This is a genomic window from Streptomyces sp. NPDC058646, assembly GCF_042716875.1.
Taxonomy (GTDB): Bacteria; Actinomycetota; Actinomycetes; order Streptomycetales; family Streptomycetaceae; genus Streptomyces.
In genome coordinates this window covers 131,151-143,608 of sequence record NZ_JBHXRK010000013.1, presented here as the reverse complement: position 1 = coordinate 143,608, position 12,458 = coordinate 131,151, and the positions used below count along the sequence as shown (strand labels likewise).

Genomic DNA, 12,458 nt, shown 5'->3' with positions numbered 1-12,458 from the left:
GGTTCGCTGGGCTCGCTGGGTGTGCTCGGTGTACTGCTGCACGACGGAGTCGTCCTCTCGGTCGTGGCGGAGCCGGCCCGGCCGGCAGCCGGCTCCCGGCTCCGGGCCGGGGACCGCACTGCCTGCGGGTGGAGTACCGCCGCTTCGTTGGCCGGACCACTGTCACGGCGTACCCGGCAGGCGCACATCGGTGGAATCACCGGTCTCGTGGGGCGCAGGGGGTCGGCCCGCCGGACGGGCGGGTCGCCGGGGAGCGCAGCATCGCGGTACCCGCGCCCGGCGGGCCGCGTCCGCGCCGAGCCCGGGGAGCATGCGGGGGAGGGCGTCGAGCCCACGGTGTGCCGAAGGAGCCCGGCCGATCGCGTCGGCCGGGCTCGTGGTCGGCTACTGGGTGTCAGGCCTTCTGACGGGCCGTCTCGTAGAGCCTGACGGTCAGCGCGGCGACCTCCTCCTGCGAGGCGCCCTTGCCGCCGGTCATCGGCTGCACCAAGTGGACGACGTTGGCACCGCCGAGGGTGGAGCGGTCGGCCCAGGCGCAGACCGGGTACTGGAAGTCCTTGTCACCGTCCTTCGGGGGACCGGCACCGCTCTCGCGGGTCACCTTCACGTCCTGGCATTTCATCAGCGCGCCTTCGAAGCCGGCGGGCTTCACGGTCGTGGCGGTTCCGACGAGCTGCAACTGGAGCCCTCGCGTCTTCCCGTCGCCCTTGAGGCCCTTCTTGGCGAGGCCGGAGAAGTAGTTGTCGAGCGCCCGGGCGGGGTCGGGGATGTCGCCGTAGAGGCCATCGAACATCAGCCGCGCGCCGCCCACCTTCCCGGGGTCGCTGCTCTCCGCGTTGTAAATGCCGGACACCGCCCGGGCGTTGCGGACGCCGAGGCCCTCGGCCTCCTTCTTCTGCTCGGCATTCAGCTCGCCGGGCGCGCTGCCCGGACCCGACTTCTTGTAGGCGTCGACCGACTCCGGGGCGACGAGCCCGTACCCCTTCGTGCTGTCGGCGACTGCACTGCTGCTCGCGCTCTCACCGTCGCCGTTGCCGCCGAGCACGAAGTACGCGCCCCCCGCGATGACCGCGAGGGCGACGGTCGCTCCGGTGATGATCAGGCCCGTCTTCCTGCGTGGGGCCGACTGCGGGGGCGGCGGGCCGTAGCTGCCGATTTGCTGGGGCGGGCCCCAGCCCTGCTGGCCGTACGGCTGCTGCCCCGAGGGGGCGGGCTGACCGTACGGGACGTGCTGGACCTGTGGCGGTTGCTGACCGTACGGTCCGGACTGGTCGTGGCTCATGTGCGCCGTCCCCCGTACGTACGCGTCCGCAGCCGGCATGCGACGTCCGGAGCGGCTGCGTTCGTCCCGGCAGCGGCGTAGCAGCCGTCCCAGGAACCTCCGGCGCGGGTACTGTCGGCGGGCTGGTCCCTGCCGGACGCCAGTCCGGCCGTCTCCGACCACGCAAGCGGTCGATCGGCGCCCTTCACCCCGTGCACGAATCCGTGCGTGGTGCGGCGGAGACCGGCGCTGGATTTCACCATGAGTACACCCTCTTTCTCCTCTCTCCCCTACCTGCTGCCATGTCGCCCTCCGGCTCGGCCCGCTCGCTCGCGGCTGCGCCGGCGTCGGCCCGGTGCACTGCCGCCCGGTCAGCCCGCCGCGGCGAAGGCGGCTTCGAGGCGCGGGACGTAATCCGCGAAGGCGGGGACCCAGCACCCGTAGTTGTGGCCGCCGTTGCAGCTCGGAGCCAGCGACGCGCCGTTTCCGTAGTCGACGAGACGGCTGGGAATGCCCAGCTGATCCAGGCGGGCCTTGACGTTGTGGGAAGCCGTAGCGGTGTGGACGTCGATCAGGTCGTTGTTGCCGGTGTAGAGCGTGATGCCGGTACGGGAAAGCTTGGCGAGGTTGACCGGCGCCGCCGGATCGACCGCCTTCCACACGCGGTCGGCGTTGAAGATCGGGTACGGGGAGCCGAAGATCGCGTCGCTGTCCACATAGGGACCGTGGCCCGGGCAGTTGCCGGAGCCGGAGCCCGACGAGGAACTCGCCGCGCACCAAGCGCCCGCGAGGTTGAGCTCGGTGGCCAGGACGGCCCCGCGGACCTCCCACATGCCGAAGTCGATGCCCCCCGACAGGGCGGCCACGTGGCCGAACAGGTCGGGCCTGGCCTGGGCGTAGTGCAGGGAGCCGTAGCCGCCCATGGACAGCCCGACGACGGCGCGGTGGGCGCGGTCGGCGCGCGTACGGAGGTTGGCGTCGATGAAGGGGACGACCTGGGTGAGGTGGAAGGTTTCCCAGTTCGCCTTCCCTTCGGCGGTGTTCTGCATGAGCCAGTCGGCGTACCAGCCCTTCATGCCCCCGTCCGGCACCACGGTGATCATCGAGTCGGAATGCAGCGCCGGCGCGGCCGCGACGTCGTTCACGTTGCCGCCGCCGCCGTGCAGGAAGTACGTGACCGGCCAGTCGCGGCCGGGGACGGTGTCGTACGCGGCGGGGAGCAGGATGCGGATCTGGTGCTTCCCGGAGAGCTGCTGGGTGGTGACGGTGAGGGTGAAGTCGGTGGGGCTGTGCACCTGCGTTTCTTCGGGGACCAAGGACAGGCCGTAGCCGTCGCTGAAGTCGGGGACGGCGGCGGAAGCCGAAGGGGCGGTGAGCACCGGCGTGGCGGCCGGTGCAGCGGCGTGTGCGACGCCGGTACCCGTCAGGGCGGTGAGCGCGAGTGCCGCGCCGAGTGAGATGAGGCGCAGGGAGGTCATCGGGAATCCTTCGTCGAGGAGGCGCGCGGCGTAGTGAGCTGCTGCCGCGAGCCGGACATCCCGATGCTGGTGCCCCGCACCGCCCGGCCAACAGGCCAAGCGACCGGCCATCGGTGACCGGCACCGGGCGGCCTGCGGTCCGTGCCGGTCACGAGGCCACCCGCCGACGTGTGCCCTGGTGCCCGTCTGCTTGAGGTCCCCAGGTCCCGGTCCCGTGGTCACGGGGTGCGGGTCGAGGGGGGTGCGAACGTGGCCGGTGCGAAGTCCCGGTGCCGGCCGCGGAACGTGCGTGCGAGGTGGTGCTGCAGCCGGACGTGGCGGAACTGGTACACGGCTCCGGTCTGGCGCAGCACTCCCCGGTGGTAGGCGTCGTCCAGGAACGCGGCGGGGTCCCAGGGGAGTCGCCCGGCCAACGGCAGCCAGATGCGCGCCAGTACGATCCATTGCCCCCAGGCCGTGAAGGTGAGCACATAGGAGGCCGCGCCGCCCAGGCCACCGACCGCGCCGATGAACAGGCTGTCGTGGAACCCCCAGTTGAGCGGTCCCACCGCACCCTGGAGCAGACGGACGACCAGATGTCCGCCCAAGGCGATGGCCAGGGTGAACGCCGGTGCCAGGATGAGGAACTGCCGGACGGCCGTCGTACGGTTCGAGGACAGCAATCCGATCGGGGTGGCCGCCGCGGTGACGTCCACGGGCACTTCGAGTGCCGCCATGAGCCCGAAGACGAGACCGGCAGCCGATCCGAAGATCAACCCGAGGACCAGCATGTTGATCAGGGTGCCTTCGACGATGCGCGGATCGGTGACCGATGTCCCCGCGGCCAGCGCGCGCCCGAGGGTGAGGGCACAGGCACATCCGACGCCCATGACGGTGCCTCCGATGAGTCCTTGTCCGAACCGCACGGTGAAGGTGCGCAGGGGTCGGCGGCCGAGACTCTCCTGCGAGGGGCGCAGCGTCAGCCGGATACGGACCGGTTCGAACGCCGCTCCGCCGCCGGACCTGTCCGCCATCACGTAGACGGCTCCGAAGGCGAGTCCTGCGGCGGGCCCCATGAGACTGCCCTGCAGCAGGAGTTCGCCGATGGACAGAGGGGCGAGCAGCAGGCCGACCAGCCAGTCGCTCAGGGTGACGCTCACGGCGGTGGCCAGGACGAACGCCAGGGTGCGCGTCGTACGTGACAGCGAATCGCCGAGCTGCCACCACGCGAGGTCCTGGCGCTCGCGGTCCAGGCGGACCAGGTGGTGGGCGAGGTGGCCGAGCCAGCGTTCAGCCCGAGCGGGGTCCGCGTACGGTGCCCTGGGCTGACCGGCCCCGTCCCGTTCCGGGGCCCGGCGTCGGTGGACAGCGGGCACGAACCCCGCCAGCAGGTGTTCGTCCAGGCTCTTCACCGAGGGGAACCGGGTGGCGTCCAGGAGCTCGGCGGGATCCCGGTCGGGCGTCTCGCTGTACAGGGTGCGGGCGAGGATGACCATGAGCGGGGTGGTGAGCACCGCGGCGAGGTTGGCGTGAGCCGGACCCCGGCGCGTGCGCAGCTCCGTGAGGACCCCGTCCCATCCCGAGCCTGGCCCTCCCGGGCTGGAGGCAGGACCCGCGTCGGACGGGACGGTGCGGGCGGTGCGGGGCAGGTAGTCGGCGAGGTCATCGAGGGTGAGGTCGGTGAGCTCGATGCCCCCCGCCCAGACCAGCGGCGCGTGCGCGGCCCGGACCGCTTCGGCGTACTCGTCGCGCCGACTGGTGAGGACGAGCGGGGCGGATGTCGCGTTGAGCGCGTCCAAGGCTTCGCGGCGTAACCCTTCGGCGATCTCGTCGAAGCCGTCGAGGACCGGCAGTATGAGGTCGGCGTCGACCAGCACGGCGGCCAAGGTCTTTCCGCCGGAGCTGCGGCGGGCCAGATGCGGGTGGTCGCGCAGCAGTCGGGTGATCAGCCAGTCCCGCAGTGCGGTGGTCGAGGGGTCCCAGGAGCCGATGCTGAAGATGACCGGCACGCGGCGCTGCGGGGCCGGGGTGTCCAGGAGGTCCAGGACCAGCCTGATCGTGAGGATGGATTTGCCCGAGCCGGCCCGGCCGAGGATCACCAGTCGTCCGGAGGGGATCCTGAGGTAGACCTCGGCCATGCTGCGCAGGTCGCCGCCCAGATCCACCTCGCGCGGAGTCTCACCCGGGCCGAGGCGCTGGATGTTCTCCGCTCGGTCGGTCAGGACGGCGGGCGCCGGCGTCCAGCGGACGGGGAGGGGGAACGGGTCGTGGACGCGGCGTTGCGCCTCCTCGCGGCGCCAGCGGCGCCGGACCTCCGTCGCCAGCTCCTGCGCGGCGTCGGCGAGCGAGTCGTGAACGAAGGAGTCGTGAACGAACGAGCCGTGAACGAACGCGTCGTGGCCGGGCGGCCGGGCGGACGGGGCGAGCGCGGGTGCCGGATGGCCGCGGCCGTGGCGGTCGGCGCTGTCGTCGTCGGGAGCCGTGGACGCGCCGGTGAGAGAAGCCGCCAGGAGCAGACGGTTTCCTTCGTCCAGGCCGAGCGCGTCCGCGAGCAGATTCACCGTCCCCATCCGGTGGTTCGTGGAGCTGCCGCTCTCCAGTCGGCGAATGGTGCGCACGCTGACCCCCGACCGTTCGGCCACCTGCTCCTGCGTCAGGTTCGCTTCATCGCGCAGCTTGCGCAGCAACGTGCCGAGGTCCTCTGTCATCCAGCAACTCCCTTGATCCACCCGTACGACCGGCGGTGAGCCTACCCGCGGCCGCCGGTCACCGATGGCCGGGCGCCTGACCTGTACAGCCACCATGACCCAGGTCACGGTCGAGGGGTCGGTGCCCCCTACGGACGTCAGAGCAAGGAGTCGACGTGACCAACCGCTTCTGGTGCGGAGAGTGCAACTTCAAGACGCCCTGGGGCGACCACTCCGAGGGGCTGCGCCGGCAGATCGAGCACTACGCCCGCAAGCACCCCGGCACTTCTCCGGCCGGCCAGGTCGAGACCCGGAGGCGCGGGCCGGGCACGCGTAGCGGATGCCTGCTGCTGGCAGCCGGTGCCCTCATCCTGCTCACCGTGGTCACCGCGTGGCGCCGTTGAACGCCCTGCGGACACATCACATACCCGTCAACTTCCGGAGGTTGCTCCATGTCCTACTCGCCCGTTCCCCCGCGCCGTGACGGCCGTTCCGGTCCTCCCGTGCGGCGGCGCCCCGGTACCGCCACGGCCGCGGGGGGTCTCGGTATTGCGTACGGGCTGGTGGTCGGGTGCGCCGGAGTGGCCGCGATGGTCTGGGGACTGAGCTCGTTCGGGGACGTGGGGTGGCTGGTCTTCCTCAGCGCGTTCGTCATCCCGTTCGGCATCGCCCTGGTACGGAACGGGGCCAAGCTGCTGTCGGGTGAGCCCGAGGCGGGCCCCCGGCTGAGCCAGCTGCTGGTGGTGCCGGCGGGCCTGTCCGGTATCGCGATCGGGAGCATGGTGGCCCAAGCGGACTTCTCCACCAGCGCGGCGCAGAATCAGCTGGCGGGCTTCATCGCGGCCTTCGTGCTCTCGGCCGCAGCGATCGTGCTGACCGAGGCACGGGCCACGAAGGACTACCTCGGCTCGCGCTGACACCGCTGGACCGACCTGGGCCTGCGCCTGTGCCTGTGCGGGCGGCGGGTCCCGGTCACAGCGCATCCGTGGCCTCGAGCCCGCCCGGGTCTGCCCCTGCCGGGCGGCTCGAGGCCGCGCCGGACGATTCCCTCCGTCAGCGGTCAGCGGTCAGCCCTGCACGTGCTGGCCTCGGCCCGTGGGTGTGGGGCTGTCTTCCGCCGCAGCCATCGGCGGAAGGTCCTCCCCACCCCCGTCGTCTGCGGACCGCGGCGCCCGGCGGCGGCCCAGCTGCGTCCACTCGGCGAACCACCAAGCGCCGGTGACCACGACCGCCCACACCAGCCCGCTGAGCAGAGCCACCCGCCACGATGCGCCTTCACCCCAGCGTTCGACACCTGCCAACACCACCCAACTGATCACGAGTACAACAGCCGTACGCACACGCCGATGCTTGAACATGCGGCCCGCCTACCCTCGGCGTGTGCGCTAAACGGAGGCGGCGCCCGCGGCTTCAGAAAAAAAGGGGCGGGTGATTGTCCGCTCCACTGCATACAGGTGCAGATCCCGGTCAGGCGGGCGGAGACGCATCCGGCGACGCGAATGGAGGCACGACATGGACTGGCGTCACAAGGCTGCTTGTCGGCAGGAAGACCCGGACCTGTTCTTCCCCGTCGGCACCGGTGGCCCGGCTTTGCTCCAGATTGAGGAGGCGAAGGCGGTGTGCCGCCGTTGCCCGGTCATGGCCGACTGCCTGGAATGGGCCCTCGAGGGGAGCCAGGACGCGGGCGTGTGCGGCGGCCTCACCGAAGAGGAGCGGCGTGCTGTCAAGCGCCAGACGGCCAGAGCGGCCCGAGCCCGACTGCGGCCCTGACCAGCAGGGTACGGCCGGGCGCGGCAGCCGGAGGCGGCCGTCAGGCAACCGCTCGCCCGCGCACGACCACCCCGGACCAGACGCCCGCTGCCCAGATCGCCGGCCGGGGTGGCCGGCCAGACTGCCGGTCACCCCGGTCGGCGGTGCCGGAGCCACTGTCTCGGCCGACGGCGGTACGACCCCGGGACGGAGGACGAGCCCGCAGTAGGGACGAGGTTTGGGGTGGCCGTTGCCTGGCCAGCCGTATCGCCGGTCCTAGATGGGCAGGGCGGCCTCGAGGAGCCGTTGGGGCAGGTAGGGGGATTCGACGCGGATGTCCCAGCCCCGTCGTCGGGCGTGGCAGGCCAGAGCCAGGACGTCGAGGTCGATCGCGACGTCGAGGGTGTCAGCCCGGTCGGCAACCTGGTAGTGGTCGCGGTGGGCTTCGAGGGCATCGGCCAAGGCCAGGTTGAAGCTCTCCTCGTCGCCCTCCACGAGCTGAGACAGCAGTACGGCGGGGGGTGGGAAGAAGCCCCACTCCTTGGCCTTCCCGGCGTCGCGCAGTGCCCGCTCCGCCGCCGGCGCGGCATCGCCTCCCGTCAGGTAGGCGTGGAGGGCCTCCCGGTACGAGGCGAAGGCCGAACCGTCCTTGCCGGCGATCGCAGGGCCGGCAAGGACCAAGGGGGCGAGATCTTCGCGTACGCCCGTGATCAGGGCGAAGGCAACGGCCTTCGCCCAGGTGCCGGCGTCCGCCGCCTCACCACGGGCAGCCGGGTAGCGCAGCTTGCGCCCGGCGATGCTCACCTCGACCTCGGTACCAGGCTCCGCCAGGGCGATGCGGAACAGGGCCGCCCCCACCTGGGAGGCCAGCCGCAGGTTCGCGAGCTGGGCGTCCGTGACGTCGGCCGAGTTGCCCGCCCGCCACAGGAAGAGGAGCTCCTGGTGGTGCATGGCGCTCCCCAGCCGCGAGACAGCAAGGGGCTTTCCCTCTTCCGAGGTGAAGGCCTCCTGGGTGGACCGGTCCCACAGGGCCTCGGTCTTCGGGTTCACGGGCTGTCCGCCGGCCGGCCGCTCGACCACCAGCGGTCCTGCCGCAAGCGCGGCGACCGCGTCCGACCGCCGGTCGCGGCCGAGGCCCCCCACCCGCGGGCCCCGGGCCTCGAAGCCGGTGATCAGGGCGTGCGGAAGGTAATCCGAGTGGACGGCCGGCATCCAGCTCAGAGTCCGGTACGCGACCGACGCCAGACCGAGTGGCACCAGCGGGAGGAGACCGGCCGGCGAGGTGGAGCGGACGTGCGCGGTGGCGTGCGCGCGCAGGAGGGCCGCCAGTCCCGTGTCGAAGGCCCCCCTGTCCTCGGCAGCCAGGGCGCGCAGGGTCCTCAGCGCCACGCTGTCCGGCCGGTCGAGGAGTGTTTCGCCGGTCTCCTCGGCCCGGCTTCGGACGCGGGCCAGCGCGGCGTCGATGGCGGCGACCTTCGCCCGTGCGCTCGGCGGGTACTCCGCGTCGTTTCCGGTGTCGTCGAGGCACTGGGCCATGAATCCGGTGATCAGCTCACCGGCGGGGGTTCCCTGTGCTTCCTCGGCGAACTTCTGACGGGCGAAGCGGAAGGCCTCACCGTGCCACTGGGCCTTGTCACGGAGGAGCGTGAGGCAGAACGCGTCGATCCACTCGCCAGGGGTGACGCTCTCTTCGGCGTCGTCCTCGTCGCCCGGGTCGTAGCTGATGCCGAAGTTCACGTAGTCGAGGAAGACCTGGAACGTGCAGTGCGGGTGGTACGCCGCGAAGGAGACCGCGCCGGCGGCGGCCTCGGACGCGTCCTTGAGCACCGCCTCGGCCTCCGGGATGTCCAGGTTGGGTGTCTCAGCGGAGAGCGCGCCCAAGTGGTCGAGGAACTCGTCGGCGATCGCCTGCCATTCGTAGGTGCCCATCCGGCCGGCCCTCGACATGGAGCGGACCTGCCCCCCGATGCGGTTCGCGAAGTCCTCGCGAGCCGCCGAAACGACTGCCTCGCCCACCTGATGACGCTCTATCCGCACTGCACTGCTCCTTGATGCCGGTCCGTCCGGACAGCCTAGGCGCCGCATCTGACAGGGCCCGCCCCGCGGGAACGGGGACGCTCCTGGGACGAAACGGCCGGACCGGAGAGTCCCGGACGGATGGGGCGAGATGCGGTCGAGCCTCATATCGCACCGAGACCGTGGCGACATCCGCAGCCGCAGGCACGAGCGGCAGCAGCGCCCGAGGCGTCGGCTGAGCACTTCGCCGCGGTCCTTGCCTGCCCAGGCCCTGGTGGCCGTGATCAGGGCCGACCATGACCTGGCCTCGGCCGTCGAAGCGCAGGACCCTGACAGGGCAACCCGCATAATCGGAGCCGTCGGCGCCGAGACCGATCGTGGCGCTTAGCGTGTCTTCCCGCCACAGGGCTGACCGGCCGTGCCCTTTCGGTCAGGGCCCGGCTCCGGCAGGGTGGGGCGTCCGCGAAGTGATCAATCAAGGGGACATGGCGTACGGGCCAAGGCATCCCTGGTCATCTGAGCGGGTCGGTCGAAGGACACACCGCACTTCAGCGAGACGGCTCAGGCTGAATCGTTCCCGGATACGACCCGGGTGTCACGAGGGAAGAGGCGATCATGGGGGAACTGGACGGCAGGACCGCACTGGTAACGGGCGGCTCGCGCGGGATCGGGCGCGCGGTCGCCCTGCGGCTCGCAGCCGAGGGAGCGCTGGTAGCCGTCCACTACGGCGACAACGATGCGGCCGCCGCCGAGACCGTGGCGCGGATCGCCGGAGCCGGCGGCCGGGCGTTCGCGGTGCAGGCCCGGTTCGGCGAGAGCGGTGCGGTGGACCGGCTGTTCGAGGCGCTCGTCGCCGGGCTGGCGGATCACGGCGCGGACGGCCTGGACATCCTGGTCAACAATGCGGGCATCCACTCGGTCAGTTCGATCGGGCAGCTCACCGAGGAGGAGTTCGAGCGGCTGCTGGCGGTCAACGTGACCACGCCGGTCTTCGTGGTTCAGCGGGCGCTGCCGCTGCTGCGGGACGGCGGACGGATCGTCAACATGGGCTCGGCGGCCACCCGGATCGCGGAACCCGGCCAGATCGGGTACACCGTCACCAAGGCAGCGCTGGCGGCGCTCGGCCCGTCGCTCGCCAACGAGCTGGGCCGGCGTGGTGGGCTTCCTGGCGGGCCCCAAGGGTCGCTGGGTGACCGGCCAGACCATCGACGTCTCCGGCGGTACCTATCTCGGACCCCTCGCGGCCGGTTGATCGGCCCGGGGGATTACAGGGGCGTTGAGGCCGGCCGCGACCCCGGTGGAGACGACGACAGGAAGGGCCTGATCCGCTCGGGGCGCTTTCAGGCAGCTGGTTCCTCACCTGCGGCGATGGGTTCTCGGCCACACCCCGAATCGAAACGCCGAGGACAGCTTTTCGCCTTTCCTCGCGGCGCCGACCGCAGGCGCGCCTCGCGGCTCTGGTTGTCACCAGAGCCGGGCGGCCGACCTGCGGCTCGGCGCTGGAAGCTCAGCGCGTTGATCAATCGCAAGGCCGGATTCCGCAATGCAGCTGCTTTCAACTAACGCAACCGGGCCACGAATTGACCTGTAATGACGCGGCCACGGCATTGAATTCTAGGCTACCTTGCCCATCGATCTGGCTAGCACGCGCACTTTGCGATGCCCACCGACCAGAGAAGAGTGAGGGCCTCATGAAATCAAAGTTGGCCACAGCAGCCGTAATCGGCGTGGCTGCGATCGGAATGACTCTGACCGCACCGACCGCTCACGCCGCCGCCTCTCCCACGTCTGCAGTGAGCTGCCAGAACTGGACCGTGAGCAGCGCACAAGGCAAGGGCTCCGGCACACACTGCTCCGACGGTGTCGTCTCCGGCTGGGTGGAGGACACCAAGGCCGACGGACGCTGTCCGTACGTGCGACTCAACACCAGCAGCGGCGCCAAGGACAGCCCCTGGGTCGGGCCCAAGGGAGCAAAGAAGTACTTCTCCTTCTCAGGAGTCTGGGGCACTGTGACGTACTCCATGGGTTGGGTCAACTGCTGATCACCCCAGGCTGCTGAAGAAGCCGGGGCTTGGGTTCCGCCAGCCCAAGCCCGTAGCACCACTCCCGCCGGCTCGCCCCTCCCACCGCCCGCACTCCGTCGGCATTTCCCGACGTTTCGGCTGGGCCGATTCCTCCGGATCATTTGGCTGACCAGGTGAAGACGGCAGCGAGGTGGATCCGGCACGTCGGCGGAGGCGGCTCCGGGTACGACGCGTCACTTTCCGTCAGTGATGTAGTAATCGTTCTCGAGGTACTCCAGGGTGTAACTGCCGAGGTCGCTCTCGGAGAAGGAGGCGGAGGACCTGACCGCTTCGAGAGGCATCTCGATCTTCTCGGGCGTGCGCACGGAGACGAGCAGCGGATCGACCGTCGCAGTTTGCAGGGCCTTCTTCTGCTCGGATGAAATCATCTGGAACACGATGGCGTACGTAGACGTGCACGGACCGAATCCCATGTCCTGCGCCTTCTTCGCGCCGGGCCCGGCCACTTCGCAGACCGTGTCGATGTCCTGGTGGCCGAGGGCGTGGAGGTACTGCTCGTACCGCTGGATCGCGCGTTCCTTCGTCCGGGGCGCGGGCAGGGGAGCGGTCGGGGTGGGCGAGGCCTTCTCGGTCCCGGCGGAGGCGGACGGCGCGGCCGATGGTTCTCTTGCCTGTGTGGACGCAGCTGGCTGCGAGGGCTTCGCGTCCGCGTTCTCCTTCGAGTTCTCCGGACCGCACGCGCACGCCACCAGCGCCACACAGGCCGATACCCCCACGCTCACCATCGCGCGCGTTCTCATCCGGTTCCCTCCCCCAGCCGACTTCACATCAAGTGGTCACGCAGGATCCTGGGGAACGGTTCCCGAGCCGGTCCAGGAGTCGTGATCGGTGCCGCACGCATCGCCCTCGCCGCTGACATCCGTAAGGGGTCCGACCACCGTTCCCCAGGCTGTTGTTCAGAACACCGCTTCCCGTCGAGGCATGTCCCAGCGCAGGCTCGTCGCAACATGCCGCGGGGCGAGGGGCTCAGATCGAAGGAAGCTCTCATCCTCACGAGACCCAGCCACACGGCTTGGCCTGTGACCCATGAACGGGGAGCGGGAGTCCGACCTCCCGGCCCGGGCCTACGCGCGGGCGAGGGCCGCGGGCAAGGCCTGCCTTTCGTCACGGCACACCGGGATCGGCGTACGGGGGACGGAATGCGGCCCCTGTCGTACTGGCTCGCCGGCATGCAACCGTGATCCAAGGCGTGTTCGAGATGTGG

General features: G+C 70.7%; 9 protein-coding genes and 1 pseudogene. 5 read left to right on the top strand and 5 right to left on the bottom strand.

The annotated features are described in order from the left end of the window. Positions 1–394: 394 nt before the first annotated feature. The 3 genes from ACFWUZ_RS18150 to ACFWUZ_RS18140 all read right to left on the bottom strand — a co-directional run bounded on the left by ACFWUZ_RS18150 (position 395) and on the right by ACFWUZ_RS18140 (position 5,426). On the bottom strand, positions 395–1,282 hold the full coding sequence (locus ACFWUZ_RS18150) for a hypothetical protein (RefSeq protein WP_384373237.1): 888 nt from the start codon (positions 1,280–1,282) through the stop codon (positions 395–397). Between the two features lie 350 nt (positions 1,283–1,632). After that, the gene (locus ACFWUZ_RS18145) at positions 1,633–2,739 is read right to left on the bottom strand and encodes an alpha/beta hydrolase (RefSeq protein WP_384373235.1); all 1,107 of its coding nucleotides are present in this window, start codon (positions 2,737–2,739) and stop codon (positions 1,633–1,635) included. 218 nt (positions 2,740–2,957) lie between these two features. Continuing rightward, positions 2,958–5,426 carry a helix-turn-helix domain-containing protein gene (locus ACFWUZ_RS18140; RefSeq protein ID WP_384373233.1) on the bottom strand — a complete coding sequence of 823 codons (2,469 nt, stop codon included), beginning with the start codon at positions 5,424–5,426 and terminating at the stop codon, positions 2,958–2,960. 155 nt (positions 5,427–5,581) lie between these two features. Between ACFWUZ_RS18140 and ACFWUZ_RS18135 the strand changes: the two genes are divergently transcribed. The 3 genes from ACFWUZ_RS18135 (at position 5,582) to ACFWUZ_RS18125 (ending at position 7,175) form a co-directional block, all read left to right on the top strand. Next, on the top strand, positions 5,582–5,809 hold the full coding sequence (locus ACFWUZ_RS18135) for a hypothetical protein (RefSeq protein WP_384373231.1): 228 nt from the start codon (positions 5,582–5,584) through the stop codon (positions 5,807–5,809). Positions 5,810–5,995: 186 nt separating this feature from the next. Further along, positions 5,996–6,322, top strand: a complete 327-nt coding sequence (locus ACFWUZ_RS18130) for a hypothetical protein (RefSeq protein WP_384373230.1) — start codon at positions 5,996–5,998, stop codon at positions 6,320–6,322. A 595-nt stretch (positions 6,323–6,917) separates the two neighbouring features. Further along, positions 6,918–7,175, top strand: coding sequence for a WhiB family transcriptional regulator (locus tag ACFWUZ_RS18125; protein WP_384373228.1), 258 nt, complete (start codon positions 6,918–6,920; stop codon positions 7,173–7,175). 255 nt (positions 7,176–7,430) lie between these two features. Here the strand turns inward: ACFWUZ_RS18125 and ACFWUZ_RS18120 are convergent, their stop codons facing one another. Beyond that, positions 7,431–9,170, bottom strand: coding sequence for an Imm49 family immunity protein (locus ACFWUZ_RS18120; RefSeq protein ID WP_384373226.1), 1,740 nt, complete (start codon positions 9,168–9,170; stop codon positions 7,431–7,433). Between the two features lie 615 nt (positions 9,171–9,785). Here ACFWUZ_RS18120 and ACFWUZ_RS18115 point away from each other — a divergent pair. Further along, positions 9,786–10,422: pseudogene (locus ACFWUZ_RS18115) on the top strand (SDR family NAD(P)-dependent oxidoreductase). Positions 10,423–10,984: 562 nt separating this feature from the next. Continuing rightward, positions 10,985–11,212, top strand: a complete 228-nt coding sequence (locus tag ACFWUZ_RS18110; protein ID WP_384373224.1) for a hypothetical protein — start codon at positions 10,985–10,987, stop codon at positions 11,210–11,212. A 215-nt stretch (positions 11,213–11,427) separates the two neighbouring features. Here the strand turns inward: ACFWUZ_RS18110 and ACFWUZ_RS18105 are convergent, their stop codons facing one another. Further along, the gene (locus ACFWUZ_RS18105) at positions 11,428–11,994 is read right to left on the bottom strand and encodes a hypothetical protein (protein ID WP_384373222.1); all 567 of its coding nucleotides are present in this window, start codon (positions 11,992–11,994) and stop codon (positions 11,428–11,430) included. Between the last annotated feature and the right edge of the window lie 464 nt (positions 11,995–12,458).

Bases quoted from the DNA above. Each gene is read 5' to 3' on its own strand.
- ACFWUZ_RS18150 (WP_384373237.1), bottom strand. From the start codon at position 1,282: ATGAGCCACGACCAGTCCGGACCGTACGGTCAGCAACCGCCACAGGTC.
- ACFWUZ_RS18140 (WP_384373233.1), bottom strand. From the start codon at position 5,426: ATGACAGAGGACCTCGGCACGTTGCTGCGCAAGCTGCGCGATGAAGCG.
- ACFWUZ_RS18125 (WP_384373228.1), top strand. From the start codon at position 6,918: ATGGACTGGCGTCACAAGGCTGCTTGTCGGCAGGAAGACCCGGACCTG.
- ACFWUZ_RS18105 (WP_384373222.1), bottom strand. From the start codon at position 11,994: ATGAGAACGCGCGCGATGGTGAGCGTGGGGGTATCGGCCTGTGTGGCG.
- ACFWUZ_RS18130 (WP_384373230.1), top strand. From the start codon at position 5,996: ATGGTCTGGGGACTGAGCTCGTTCGGGGACGTGGGGTGGCTGGTCTTC.
- ACFWUZ_RS18145 (WP_384373235.1), bottom strand. From the start codon at position 2,739: ATGACCTCCCTGCGCCTCATCTCACTCGGCGCGGCACTCGCGCTCACC.